The organism is Limimaricola cinnabarinus (assembly GCF_002723615.1).
GTDB classification, from domain to species: Bacteria; Pseudomonadota; Alphaproteobacteria; order Rhodobacterales; family Rhodobacteraceae; genus Limimaricola; species Limimaricola cinnabarinus_B.
In genome coordinates this window covers 107,492-120,595 of sequence record NZ_KZ304954.1, presented here as the reverse complement: position 1 = coordinate 120,595, position 13,104 = coordinate 107,492, and the positions used below count along the sequence as shown (strand labels likewise).

The following is a 13,104-nucleotide window of genomic DNA, read 5'->3' as shown; positions in this document are numbered from 1 at the left end:
TAGGTCGGCGCCACGGTCGGAGTGTAGCGCAGCCTGGTAGCGCACCTGCTTCGGGAGCAGGGGGTCGGAGGTTCGAATCCTCTCACTCCGACCAGTTTTTCCCACATCACGCCACATGAACCGCCCCCGGGCGCTTTCCCTTCCGTGGCGAAACGTGTAGGGACCGCACGAACTTTCAGGAGGCTCCAGAACATGGGCTACAAGGTCGTCGTCGTCGGCGCCACGGGCAACGTGGGTCGCGAAATGCTCAACATCCTCGACGAGCGCGCGTTTCCGATCGAGGAAATCGCCGTTCTCGCCAGCCGCCGCTCGCTCGGCACCGAGGTGAGCTTCGGCGACCGAACTTTGAAAACCCAGGACCTCGCCACATTCGACTTCACCGGCTGGGACATGGCGCTTTTCGCCATCGGCTCGGAGGCGACCAAGGAATACGCGCCCAAGGCCGCCTCGCAGGGCTGCGTGGTGATCGACAACTCCTCGCTCTACCGGATGGATCCCGACGTGCCGCTGGTGGTGCCCGAGGTCAACGCCGACGCGGTGCTGGGCTATTCCAAGAAGAACATCATCGCCAACCCCAACTGCTCGACCGCGCAGATGGTGGTGGCGCTGAAGCCGCTGCATGACCGCGCGAAGATCAAGCGGGTCGTCGTCTCGACCTACCAGTCGGTCTCCGGCACCGGCAAGGAGGCGATCGACGAGCTGTGGAACCAGACCAAGGGCATGTATGTCCCCGGTCAGGAGGTGGAACCTTCCGTCTATCCGCGCCAGATCGCCTTCAACGTGATCCCGCATATCGACGTCTTCATGGAAGATGGCGGCACCAAGGAAGAGTGGAAGATGGTCGTCGAGACCAAGAAGATCCTCGACCCCTCGATCAAGCTCACCGCGACCTGCGTGCGCGTGCCGGTCTTCGTCGGCCATTCCGAGGCGCTCAACATCGAGTTCGAGGAGTTTCTCGACGAGGACGAGGCGCGCGACATCCTGCGCGAGGCGCCGGGCATCATGGTCGTCGACAAGCGCGAAGACGGCGGCTACGTCACGCCGGTCGAATGCGTGGGCGATTTCGCCACCTTCATCTCCCGCATCCGGCAGGACAGCACGATCGAGAACGGGCTGAACCTGTGGTGCGTCTCCGACAACCTGCGCAAGGGTGCCGCGCTCAACGCGGTGCAGATCGCCGAGGCGCTCGGCCAGAAGGCCCTGAAGAAGGGCTGAGACGGGATCGGGGGCGGCCACCGGGGCCGCCCCTTCTCTTCCAAGGCGGGATGGCTCAGCGTTCCGCCGGATGCGGCGCCATCTCATAGGTGATCAGGCCCGAATAGGAGTGCAGCACCGCGATCCGGTCCTGCCCCTGGGCATCGCGCACCAGCATCCTCTCCTGCCCCTCGGCCTGGCCCACATGGCCCTGGATCGTCCAGCCGAGGGCCGCGAAATCCTGCATCTGCCGTGGCATGGGTTGCGCCTGCGCGAGCGTCGCGGCCGCCAGAAGGCCGAGCGTCACACTCATGCGAACGATATGTGTCATGGCGTTTTCCTTTCCTCGTGCCGGGGCGATCACCGATCGCGCAGGTTGACGTAATCCCAGCTTTCGATGCTGCCGTTGCGGGGATGGATGGTCAGCGAGACCTCGCTGCCATAGGCGTCGAAGGCCACGATGCGGCGCGTTCCGGCGTCGACCAGCCGGGCCTCGCGGTAGCCGTTCTGCGTCAACGTGGAGATCACGCCGTCGAAATAGCCCGGCGTCTCCTGCGCCGTGACGAATGAGGGGAGGGCCAGGGCGGCACAAAACACACCGCTCGCCAGAGACAGGCTTTTCATGATGTATCCAATCAACTGGTAAAGAGCGCTTTCCCCGGTGCCGATGCGGCTCCGGTGAAGGGACGGTTCAACAAAGGATGGTCCGGCCATGGCGCCTGTCGTATGGGGCTGCCTCCATGGTCCGGTCCCCATAGATTACGCGATTTTGCACAATTCGGCAACAATACGCGGTTTTTCGAGTCAGAATTGGCCTTTTGGAACCATTTCTCGCGGCGGGATGCAGCCCCAAGCCGTTGACGGTCGTGCGAATTGCAATTTCCGGCCATCACCATGATCGGCGCCGCCCGGCGCAGCACCCTTCAGCCGGAGGGGCTTTCAGCTCCTCCGGGGCCGCAACCTTGAAGTGCGCCCGAGCCGCGCCGCCGATTCGACCTAGCGCGAGGCGAGCGCCTTGAGGAGCGCCCCGCGGATCACGGCCACGTCGCAGGGCTTTTCCAAGACCGGCGCACCGATGCTGGAGATCGTCTCGCCAAGGCGCTGCAGATCGCCCGAATGCAGCACGAAGGGCACGCCGCGGTCGCGCAGCGCCTCGGCGATCGGCAGGCAGGTTTCGCTGTGGCCCAGCGAGACATCGAGCAGCGCCACGTCGATCTCGTGGTCGAGCTGCTTCATCCCCTGCCGCAGGTTGCGGCCATAGAGCACTTTCGCGCCCGCCTCCTCGAGGCATTCGTTGATGTCCATGGCGATCAGCACCTCATCCTCGACGACGAGGATGGTCTTGCCGGCCAATGTGCCGAGGCCGGCGCAAAGCTGAGGGTCCATTTGATTCATCAGTGCCTCACAGGCTGGTCGGAAAGTGAATGTCGACATGCAGCCCTTCGGGGCGCCAGTCATAGGCGATCTCGCCATCGCCGAGCGCGAGCATGCGCGAGATGATGGTCATGCCGACGCCCTCGCGCCGGGCGCCGTCGCGCGGCGCGGGCCCGCCGGTCTCGGTCCAGCCGAGCCTGAGCTGCGGCTCGCCCTCCGGCCCGTCGATCACGCTCCAATCGAGCCGGACATGCCCTTCGGGTACCGAATAGGCGCCGTGCTTGACCGCGTTGATCGCCAGCTCGTGCAGCGACAGCGCCAGCAGCGAGACGACATTGCTGTCGAGCGGCACCTTGCCGCCATCGAGGGTGACGCTGCCCGCGCCGCCGGGCGCATAGGGCTGCAGCAGGTCGCGAAACAGCTTGGTCGGGTCGGTCGGCCCGTCGGTGAAGGAGACCTCCAGCATCGCCTCATGCGCGCGCCCGAGCGAGCGGATGCGGGCATTGATCTTCTCGGCCAGCCCCTCGGCGGCATCGAGCTTGCCGGTCATGGTCACGATCGAGGAGATCACCGCGAACATGTTCTTCATGCGGTGGCTGATCTCGCGCTCCATCATCCGCGCGTGCTTTTCGTCGGCGCGCGCGGCATGGACATCCGTCACGTCCCATTGCGAGCCGAAGATGTAGCGCAGCGAGCCGTCGGCATTGTAGATCGGCCCCAGATGCAGCGCGTTCCAGAACGGCGTGCCGTCCTTGCGGTAATTCAGCAGCTCGACGATCACGACATCCTCGTTCTCGATCGCCTCGCGCAGCTTGCGCACCTGGCCGGGATCGGTGCCCTCCCCCTGCAGGAAGCGGCAATTGCGGCCGATGATCTCTTCCTCGGGATATCCGGTGAGCTCGCGGAAGGCGCGGTTGACGAAGACCAGCGGCGCATCCTCGCGGTTGGGATCGGCCAGCGCGACGGCCATGCGGGTCTGCACCATGGCCTGTTCGAACAGCACGCCGGATTCGGCACCCAGATCCATGCGCTCCGCATCCTGGCGGGCGCTTTCGAATTGCTGGCGGTGCGTCTCGTTCGCCTTCGCGCTGCGATGGGCCTGATCGCTCATGTGATGCGCATCCTCGCTGCTTGTGCGCCGCACCCGCATGGCGGGCGCGGCGGTCAAGCCCGCAAGATAGAACACCGACGGGGGAATTCACCCCCGTCGTTGCGTCAGAAATCGAGGTGCTCGACGTTGAGCGCGTTCTGCTGGATGAAGTCGCGGCGCGGCTCGACCACGTCGCCCATCAGCTTGGTGAAAAGATCGTCGGCCTCGGTCGAATCCTCGATCTTCACCTGCAGGAGCGTGCGCGCCTCCGGGTCGAGCGTGGTTTCCCACAGCTGGGCGGGGTTCATCTCCCCGAGGCCCTTGTAGCGCTGCAGCGTCAGGCCGCGCTGGCCCTCTTCGAGAATCGCGGCGAGCAGATCGAGCGGGCCGTGGATCAGCTGGTGGCGGTCCTTGCGCACCAGCGTCGCGGGAAGGTCGTAGATTTCCTGCAGCGACTTGGTGAAGCTGCCGGTCTTGCGCGCCTCGCCCGAGCGCAGCATCGGCCCGTCGAGCGTGCGCACCTCCTCGACCCCGCGCAGGATGCGCGCCAGCCGGATGCCGTGATCCTGGGTGATCCGCCCCTGCCAGCCGCGCTCGTATTCGAGCGCGATCAGGTCGAGGCGGCGGGCCACCTTGTCGGCCACGCCCTGCAGGTCGGCATCGACCGCGCCGGGCACGAAGGCGCCCGAGATCGCCGCCTGTTCGAGGATGTGGCGCGGGTAATGGGTCGGGAAGGCATCGAGCACCCGGCGCAGCTGGCGCGCCTCCTCGACCACGCGCAGCAGGTCGTTGCCGGTGATCTCCTCGCCGGTGCCAAGCCGCAATGAGGCGCCCTCCACGCCCTGATGGATCAGGTAGTCGTCCATCGAGGCCTGGTCCTTGAGATAGACCTCGGACTTGCCGCGCGTCACCTTGTAGAGCGGCGGCTGGGCGATGTAGAGGTGCCCCGCCTCGATCAGCTCCGGCATCTGCCGGAAGAAGAAGGTCAGGAGCAGCGTCCGGATATGCGCGCCGTCCACGTCGGCGTCGGTCATGATGACGATCTTGTGGTAGCGCAGCTTGCTGATGTCGAACTCGTCGCGGCCGATGCCGGTGCCGAGCGCCATGACGAGGTTGCCGATCTCCTGGGATGAGAGCATCCGGTCGAAGCGCGCGCGCTCGACGTTGAGGATCTTGCCCTTGAGCGGCAGGATCGCCTGCGTGCCGCGGTCACGGCCCGTCTGGGCAGAGCCGCCCGCCGAATCCCCCTCGACGAGGAAGACCTCGGTCTTGGAGGGGTCCTTTTCGGAGCAATCCTTGAGCTTGCCGGCGAGGAAGTTCACGTCCATCGCGGTCTTGCGGCGGGTGAGCTCGCGCGCCTTGCGCGCGGCCTCGCGCGCCAGCGCCGCCTCGATGATCTTGCCGACGACCTGCTTGGCGATGGTGGGGTTTTCCTCGAACCACTCGGAGAGCTTCTCGCCCACGAGGTTCTCGACCGCCGGGCGCACCTCCGACGAGACGAGCTTGTCCTTGGTCTGCGACGAGAATTTCGGATCCGGCACCTTCACCGAAAGCACGCAAGTGAGCCCCTCGCGCGCGTCGTCGCCGGTGAAGCTCACCTTCTCCTTCTTGGCGATGCCGGAGGATTGCGCATAGGCGTTGATGGTCCGGGTCAGCGCGCCGCGGAAGCCCGCCATGTGGGTGCCGCCATCGCGCTGCGGGATGTTGTTGGTGAAGGGCAGCACGGTTTCGTGGAAGGTATCGTTCCACCACATCGCCACCTCGATGCCGATGCCGTCCTTCTCGCCCTCGATCCAGATCGGCTCGGGCATGACGGCATGCTTGGAACGGTCGAGATACTTCACGAATTCGCGCACGCCGCCTTCGTAGAAGAGCTCGGTGTGCAGCGGCTGCGCCGGACGGTCATCCTCGAGGATGATGCGCACGCCGGAATTGAGAAAGGCCAGCTCGCGCAGGCGCTTTTCCAGAATGGAGAACTCGTAGTCGAGATTGGAAAAGGTGTCGGTCGAGGCGAGGAAGCGGACCTCGGTGCCGGTCTGCTCGGTCTCGCCCACCACCTCGAGATGCTTGACGGTCTCGCCGCGCTCGAAGCGGGCGACGTGTTCCTTGCCATCGCGCCAGATCCTGAGCTCCAGCCAATCCGACAGCGCGTTGACCACCGAGACGCCGACACCGTGCAGGCCGCCCGACACCTTGTAGGAGTTCTGGTCGAATTTGCCGCCCGCATGCAGCTGGGTCATGATGACCTCGGCCGCGGAGACGCCCTCCTCGCGGTGCATGTCGGTGGGGATGCCGCGGCCGTTGTCGCGCACGCTGACCGAGTTGTCGGCGTGGATCTTGACCTGCACGAAATCGGCATGACCGGCCAGCGCCTCGTCGATGCCGTTATCGACGACCTCGTAGACCATGTGGTGCAGGCCCGAGCCGTCATCGGTGTCGCCGATATACATGCCCGGACGCTTGCGGACCGCATCCAGGCCCTTGAGAACCTTGATGGAATCGGCGCCGTAGGCGTTGGGTTGCAAAGCGGGTTCAGCCATGGGGGAAATCCTCGGGACGTTACCCGCGGAATATACGACCTATGGTGGGGGATGTCACGATTTTCCCCCATATTTTGCGCCATAATAGGGGTATGAGCAGCCCCATGCCGACCGGCGCCGCGATGGCCCAGAGACCGGCCCGCCCGGGCGCTGGCGGCAAGGTCGGGATGCGGCCCGCGCGGCCCGGACCGGCATCGGGCGTAAGGTCGTCCACCCCAAGGGCGTCCGGGTTCACCCCCAAGGCGTCATGTCTCGTCCCTGATCTGCGAAACACCGGCGGTCTCGGTGACTTCGATGCGCTGTGCGCGGTCGCCCAGGGCCTCGAACAGCCCCGGTTCGGTGCCGGTCATGAAGGCCTGCAGCCCGAGCGCGCAGATCTCGTCATAGAGCGCCGCGCGGCGGCGCGTGTCGAGATGCGCCGCCACCTCGTCGAGCAGCAGCACGGGCGGCGCGCCGCCCATGGCCGCCAGTGCCCGGGCATTGGCGAGGATGAGCGAGATGAGCAGCGCCTTCTGCTCGCCGGTCGAGGCATCGCGCGCGGCCACCCCCTTGGCGCGCCACAGCGCGTCGAGATCGGCGCGGTGCGGGCCGATCAGCGTGCGCCCCGCCGCCATGTCGCGGCTTCGCATCGCGGCTAGGGCCGCGCGCAGCCCTTCGGCCTCCTCGGGCGTCTCGTCGGGGTAGCACAGCGCGAGGTCGGCGGTGGGAAAGGCGGTTTCGGTCTCGTCCTGCGCGGCCATGAGCCGGGCGATCGCGGCGCGGCGCGCGCTGCCGATCGCCTCTCCCGCCTCGGCCATGCGCCCTTCCAGCGCGCCGTACCAATGCGCGTCACGCACCCCGTCCTTCAAGAGCCGGTTGCGCTCACGCATCGCCTTTTCATAGTCGAGCACCGCCTCGGCATGGCCGGGCTCGAAGCTGAGCACCGCGCGGTCGAGAAACCGGCGGCGTCCCTCGGCCGCCTCGATCCAGAGCCGGTCCATCGAGGGCACCAGCCACAGCACCCGCAGCACCCGCGCCAGCGCCACCTGCGGCACGGTCTTGTCGTCGATCCGCACGGCCCGGCTCTGCCCGGCCTCGGCGCGCGTCTCGATCTCGTGCGGCGCGCCCTCGGCCTCGACCGAGGCAAGCACCTTCCACCCCAGCCGCTCGGGCCGGCGCGCGATTTCCTCGGCCCCCGCCCGGCGCATCCCCCGCCCCGGGGAGAGCAGCGAGACGGCCTCGATCAGGTTGGTCTTGCCCGCGCCGTTGGGGCCGTGGATGGCGACGGGCCGCCCGTCGAGCGCGAGCCGCGCCCGCTTGTGCGAGCGGAAATGCGACAGCTCGAGCGCGGTGACGGCCGCCCTCACGCGCGACCCTCCCCTTCATCTTTCTTCAAATACGCAAATCCCGCCCGCGTCACACGCGCATCGGCATGACGACATAGACGGCCGAGGTGTCGTCGCCCTCGCGCATCAGGGTCGGATCGCCCGAGGAGTTGAACAGGAACACCGCGTTCTCGCGGTCGACCTGATTGGCGATCTCCTGCAGGTATTTCGCGTTGAAGCCGATCTCCAGCCGCTCGTCGCCATAGGCCACGGCGAGCTCCTCCTCGGCCGCGCCCGAATCGGGGGCATTGACCGAAAGCACCAGCCGGTCCTCTTCGAGCGAGAGCTTGACCGCGCGCGACCGCTCGGAGCTGACGGTGGCGACTCGGTCGACCGCCTTGGCGAATTCGCTGGCATCGACTTCGAGCCGCTTCTGATTGTTTTGCGGAATCACCCGGCTGTAATCGGGGAAGGTGCCGTCGATGACCTTGGAGGTCAGGGTGATCGAGGGAGTGACGAATCGCACCTTGGTCTCGCTGACCGAGACCTCGATCTGCGCCTCGTCGTCGTCGAGCAGCTTGCGCAGCTCGTTCACGGTCTTGCGCGGCACGATGACCCCGGCCATCTTCTCGGCCCCCTCGGGCAGCTCGGCGTCGATCCGGGCAAGGCGGTGCCCGTCGGTGGCGACGCAGCGCAGCACGCGCCCGCCATCGCCCTCGGCCACATGCATGTAGACGCCGTTGAGGTAGTAGCGCGTCTCCTCGGTGGAGATGGCGAACTTGGCCTTGTCGAAGAGGCGGCGCAGCACCGGCGCAGGCGCGGTGAAGCTCGCCTCGTATTCCGAGGAAGCCATGACCGGGAAGTCTTCCTTGGGCAGGGTCGCGAGCTGGAAGTTCGAGCGCCCCGCCTCGATGGTCAGCCGGCCATTGCCGCCCTGATCGGTGAGCGTGACCAGCGCCCCGTCGGGCAGCTTGCGCACGATCTCGTTGAGGAGCACCGCGGCGACGGTGGTCGCGCCCTCGGTGTCGACGGTGGCGGCGGCACGGTCCACGACCTCGATGTCGAGATCGGTCGCGCGGAAGCGCACCTCGCCGCCCGTGGCCTCGATCAGCACGTTGGCGAGGATCGGGATGGTGTTGCGCCGTTCGACGACCGACTGGGCCTGTGCGACGGCCTTGAGCAGAACGCCGCGTTCGATCGAGAATTTCATGTGCTTCGCTCCGCTGTTGTCGCCGACCGGGGCCGGGACTGGAAAACTACCTGTTTTCCGCCCGTTCTCAAGCGATTTCGGCAGCGGTGCGTGGCGTCATTCCTCGCGCCGGAGGCGCGGCATTACTCCTCGAGCGCGCGGCGCAGCAGTTCGATATCGTCGGCGATCTGGCTGTCGGTGGATTTCAGCTCCTCGATCTTGCGCACCCCGTGCATGACGGTGGTGTGGTCGCGCCCGCCGAAGCGGCGGCCGATCTCGGGCAGGGAGCGCGAGGTCAGCTTCTTCGACAGGTACATCGCCACCTGCCGCGGCCGGGCATAGTTGCGCACCCGCTTGGGCCCGATCATGTCGCTGAGGCGAATGTTGTAATGCTCCGACACGCGGCGCTGGATTTCCTCGACGGTGATCTTGCGGTCCGAGGCGCGCAGGATGTCGGCGAGGCAGTCCTGCGTCATCTCGAGCGAGATCTCGCGCCCCACCAGCGAGGCGAAGGCAAAAAGCCGCGTCAGCGCGCCTTCGAGCACGCGGACATTGTTGGAGATGCGCTGGGCGAGGAATTCGAACACGCCGGGCTGGACCACGATGCCGGGATATTGCGCGCGGTAATAGTCGGCCTTGGCCTGAAGGATGCCGACGCGCAGCTCGAAATCGGTCGGAAAGAGATCGACCACCAGCCCCGACCCCATGCGCGAGGTGATCCGCTCCTCCACGTCCTTCATCGCGCCCGGCGCACGGTCGGCCGAGATGATGATCCGTTTTCCGGCGTCGATCAGCGCGTTGAAGGTGTGGAAGAACTCTTCTTGCGTGGAATCCTTGCCGCCGAGGAACTGGATGTCATCGACCATGAGCACGTCGACCGAGCGGAACAGCTGCTTGAAGTCCATCATGCGCTTGTCGCGCAGCGCGGTGATGAAGCGATACATGAACTGCTCGGCGGAGGTGAGCACGACCTTGAGATGCGGCTGGCTGGCCTTCAGCTCGTGGCCGATGGCGTGCATCAGGTGCGTCTTGCCCAAGCCCACGCCGCCATAAAGGAAAAGCGGGTTGAATCCGAGGCTGCCGCCCTCGGCGATGCGGCGCGCGGCGGCATGGGCCATCTCGTTGGGCTTGCCGACGACGAAGCGGTCGAAGGTGAAGCGCGGGTCGAGCGTGGCCGAGGGGGTGGCGTCGTCCTCCTCGGCGATCTGGGCGGGGGCCGCTTGCTGCGGCGCGGCGGGGCGCGGCGCGGCGGCGGCATTGGCGGACTGGGCGAAGATCAGGCGCTGCACGGTGATGCCGGCGCGGGCCAGCTGCGTCAGGATCTGGTCGCCGAAGTTCTGAAGGACGTAGTTGCCATGGAAGGTGGTGGGCACGTGGAAGCGGGCGACACCGTCGACCAGCTCCTCGAAGCGCAGCGGCGCGATCCAGGTGGTGTGGTTGTTGGCGCCCACCGTCTGCTTGAGCTCTTCGCTGACCCGTACCCAGATTTCGTTCGTCATGACCTGTCCCCGACCTGCCTTCATCGTCACCCGGACGCGCCCGCCGCGCCCGGCCTTGCGCCTCACATTCAGGCACAGCTCGTGCGGCCGCCGCCGCGCAAGCGCCGACGCCGGTCCGCACCGGACTGACCTAACCTCCGAGCCCGAACGGACAGACGGCAATGCCGCCGATCCGCTCATGCAGTTCGGCCCGGGATCGGGACATGACGGCAGTGACGCCCGCCAAAGCGGCGGACGCAATGCAGACAAGCGCGAGACGGCGAATATCACGGCCAAGGCCGTGCGCCCGTCACGCTCAAGAGAGCTGACACCTCGTCGCGGATCCGATCATTCGGCCGTGCAGCTGGCCTTCGGACCATCGTGGCGTCGACTCGTCCATGTTCCCCCAGGAACGATGTGAATCGCAGGGACAAGTTAGCCCCTGCGCTCGGATCTCATCAACCGAACAACGCGCTTGACGGGAGACTCCGCGAGATCGAATCCGGCGGGGTTTCGCGACTCCCCTGAATCCTAAGGGCCGGGGCGCAATGCCGGGCGGGCGGGTCACATCGGCCCCGATTTGGCCCGCCTGTCGCTGCGCCCGAACTTGACAGCGCCGCCCCGGCCACGCCCGGCGATTCCGCGCCGTGTCGCAGCGGCAATGAGGTGCCAAGATACCGCGATGCTCTTGACCTCATTGCGGATTTCTCTCCCCGGAAGCCTCCGGGAATCGCCATTCCGAAGACGCATGGCAGCCATTCGCACCCCACCGGGAGACAAGGATTCGGCGCCGCCCGGCCCCTTTCACGAGACACGAAAAAGGGGGCGCCCCTTTCGGAGCACCCCCTTGCATTCATCGGCCTTTCGGCAAGATCAGGCGGCGAGCGCCTTCACGCGCGACGACAGCCGCGACATCTTGCGGGCGGCGGTGTTCTTGTGCACCACACCCTTGGTGACGCCGCGCATCAGCTCGGGCTGAGCTTCGCGCAGGGCGGCCTGGGCGGCGTCCTGCTGGCCGGAGGCGATCGCCTCCTCGACCTTGCGCAGGAAGGTGCGGATGCGCGACCGGCGCATCTTGTTGATCGCGAAGCGGCGCTCGTTCTGGCGAGCGCGCTTCTTGGACTGGGGCGTGTTGGCCATGTGTCGAGAATCCACTTGCGGGGTAACTGTTCTGAAGCCGCGTCTCTAAGGCCGAGTCGCCCGCTAGTCAACCTGCCGCGCCGTCTTTTCCACAGCCTCTGTCGCGCCGCTCACCGGTCGCGGTATTGCGGTTCGCGCTTTTCGCGGAAGGCGGCCATGCCCTCGGCCTGGTCCTCGGTCGAGAACAGCGCCTCGAACAGCCGCCGCTCATAGGCCAGCCCCTCCGAAAGCCCGACCTCCTGGCTGCGGTTCACCGCGTCCTTGATGGCGAGCACCGAAAGCTGGCTCTTCTCGGCGATCTTCTCGGCCGCGGCGCGCGCCTCGCCCGCAAGCTGGCGCGCGGGCACCACCCGGCTCACGAGGCCTGCGCGCTCGGCCTCCTCGGCCGACATGAAGCGGCCCGTGAGGTGCATGTCCATCGCCTTGGCCTTGCCCACGGCGCGGGTCAGCCTCTGGCTGCCGCCCATCCCCGCCATGATGCCGAGATTGACTTCGGGCTGGCCGAACTTGGCGCTGTCGGCGGCGATGATGAAATCGCAGGCCATGGCCAGCTCGCAGCCGCCGCCCAGCGCATAGCCCGAAACGGCGGCGATGATCGGTTTGCGGGTCTGCGCCAGCCGCGCCATGTCGCCCGCATAGAGCGCGCGGCGATACATCTCGACAAAGCTCAGCTCCGCCATTTCGGCCACGTCGGCGCCGGCGGCAAAGGCCTTGTCAGAGCCGGTGAGCACGATGCAGCGCACCTTGTCGGAGCGGTCGGCTTCCTCCAGCGCGGCCACCAGCTCGCGCAGCAGCGTCGAGTTGATGGCGTTCATCGCCTCGGGGCGGTTGAGCGTGATGGTGGCGATGTCGTCGGCGGTTTCGACGAGGATGGTGCTGTAGGCCATGGGGCGTCTCCGGTGCTTTGGCGAAACCTGCCGCGCGCGCCGCGGGCATTCAAGTCACCTCTGGCAGCGCGGGCACAGGAAGGTGGAACGCCCCGACTGCACGATCCGCTCCACCGCGCCGCCGCACTCCGCGGTGCCGCAGGCCGCGCCCTCGCGGTCATAGACCCGGAAGCCATGCTGGAAATAGCCCATCGCGCCATCCGCCTGCCGGTAATCCTTGAGCGAGGAGCCGCCCGAGGCGATCGCCTCCTCCAGCACCACGCGGATGAGCGGCACCAATGAGGCCACCCGCGCCGCCGAGATCCGCCCCGCCTTGCGGCGCGGATCGATGCCTGCGCGGTGCAGCACCTCGCAGACATAGATATTGCCAAGCCCCGCCACGATCTTCTGATCCAGCAGCGCCGTCTTGATCGGCACCATCCGCCCCTTGAGCCGCTCGACGAGATAGGCCGCGTCGAAGCGGTTGCCCAAGGGCTCCGGCCCGATCCCACGCAGCAGGCGGTGGTCGTCGAGCCCGTCGGTCGGGGCGAGGTCCATCGCCCCGAAGCGCCGCGGATCGTTGAAGGTCACCCGCGCGCCGCCCGCCATCTCCAGCACCACATGGTCGTGCTTGGCGGGCGCCGGGTGATCCACGTGAAACCGACCGAGCTTCACGCCCGAGACGGTCATCCGCCCCGACATGCCCAGATGCACGATCAGCGTCTCGCCGCTCTCCAGATCCGCGAGGATGTATTTCGAGCGTCGCCGCAGCCGCTCCACCCGCTGCCCCGTCAGCCGCTCGGCCATCCTTTCGGGAAAGGGCCAGCGCAGGTCGGGCCGGTTCACATGGGCGGCTTCGATCACCGCCCCCTCCATCGCGGGCACGAGCCCGCGGCGAACCGTCTCGACCTCCGGCAATTCGGGCATGG

Annotated in this window: 12 protein-coding genes and 1 tRNA gene; 2 read left to right on the top strand and 11 right to left on the bottom strand. The window is 66.9% G+C overall.

Annotation, left to right across the window (positions count from 1 at the left end):
- The first annotated feature begins 17 nt into the window (after positions 1-17).
- Together CJ301_RS06340 and CJ301_RS06335 are read left to right on the top strand one after the other, a co-directional pair.
- Positions 18-94, top strand: a tRNA-Pro gene (locus CJ301_RS06340).
- 98 nt (positions 95-192) lie between these two features.
- A complete protein-coding gene (locus CJ301_RS06335; RefSeq protein WP_099275436.1) occupies positions 193-1,215 on the top strand; it encodes an aspartate-semialdehyde dehydrogenase in 1,023 nt (340 codons plus the stop codon).
- Between the two features lie 55 nt (positions 1,216-1,270).
- On the opposite strand, the gene CJ301_RS06330 is transcribed toward CJ301_RS06335, so the two are convergent.
- The 11 genes from CJ301_RS06330 to mutM all read right to left on the bottom strand — a co-directional run bounded on the left by CJ301_RS06330 (position 1,271) and on the right by mutM (position 13,102).
- Positions 1,271-1,525, bottom strand: a complete 255-nt coding sequence (locus CJ301_RS06330; protein WP_099275434.1) for a hypothetical protein — start codon at positions 1,523-1,525, stop codon at positions 1,271-1,273.
- Between the two features lie 29 nt (positions 1,526-1,554).
- Positions 1,555-1,818: a hypothetical protein gene (locus tag CJ301_RS06325; protein ID WP_099275432.1), complete on the bottom strand. Its 264-nt coding sequence runs from the start codon at positions 1,816-1,818 to the stop codon at positions 1,555-1,557.
- A gap of 372 nt (positions 1,819-2,190) precedes the next feature.
- Positions 2,191-2,580 (bottom strand): response regulator, encoded by a 390-nt coding sequence (locus CJ301_RS06320; RefSeq protein ID WP_162620436.1) that lies wholly within the window; start codon positions 2,578-2,580, stop codon positions 2,191-2,193.
- A 16-nt stretch (positions 2,581-2,596) separates the two neighbouring features.
- Complete coding sequence (locus tag CJ301_RS06315; protein WP_301553812.1) at positions 2,597-3,718, bottom strand: PAS domain-containing protein; 1,122 nt, start codon at positions 3,716-3,718, stop codon at positions 2,597-2,599.
- Positions 3,719-3,783: 65 nt separating this feature from the next.
- Entirely contained in the window at positions 3,784-6,198 is a 2,415-nt protein-coding gene (gene gyrB / locus CJ301_RS06310) for a DNA topoisomerase (ATP-hydrolyzing) subunit B (protein ID WP_099275431.1), read from the bottom strand.
- Positions 6,199-6,443: 245 nt separating this feature from the next.
- On the bottom strand, positions 6,444-7,544 hold the full coding sequence (gene recF, locus CJ301_RS06305) for a DNA replication/repair protein RecF (protein WP_099275429.1): 1,101 nt from the start codon (positions 7,542-7,544) through the stop codon (positions 6,444-6,446).
- Positions 7,545-7,593: 49 nt separating this feature from the next.
- Positions 7,594-8,712 carry a DNA polymerase III subunit beta gene (dnaN, locus tag CJ301_RS06300; protein WP_099275427.1) on the bottom strand — a complete coding sequence of 373 codons (1,119 nt, stop codon included), beginning with the start codon at positions 8,710-8,712 and terminating at the stop codon, positions 7,594-7,596.
- Between the two features lie 122 nt (positions 8,713-8,834).
- Positions 8,835-10,190: a chromosomal replication initiator protein DnaA gene (dnaA, locus tag CJ301_RS06295; protein ID WP_216823251.1), complete on the bottom strand. Its 1,356-nt coding sequence runs from the start codon at positions 10,188-10,190 to the stop codon at positions 8,835-8,837.
- Positions 10,191-11,042: 852 nt separating this feature from the next.
- The gene (gene rpsT / locus CJ301_RS06290) at positions 11,043-11,309 is read right to left on the bottom strand and encodes a 30S ribosomal protein S20 (protein ID WP_085895157.1); all 267 of its coding nucleotides are present in this window, start codon (positions 11,307-11,309) and stop codon (positions 11,043-11,045) included.
- 110 nt (positions 11,310-11,419) lie between these two features.
- On the bottom strand, positions 11,420-12,196 hold the full coding sequence (locus CJ301_RS06285; RefSeq protein WP_099275423.1) for an enoyl-CoA hydratase-related protein: 777 nt from the start codon (positions 12,194-12,196) through the stop codon (positions 11,420-11,422).
- A 54-nt stretch (positions 12,197-12,250) separates the two neighbouring features.
- Positions 12,251-13,102: a bifunctional DNA-formamidopyrimidine glycosylase/DNA-(apurinic or apyrimidinic site) lyase gene (gene mutM, locus CJ301_RS06280; RefSeq protein ID WP_099275421.1), complete on the bottom strand. Its 852-nt coding sequence runs from the start codon at positions 13,100-13,102 to the stop codon at positions 12,251-12,253.
- Positions 13,103-13,104: the final 2 nt, after the last annotated feature.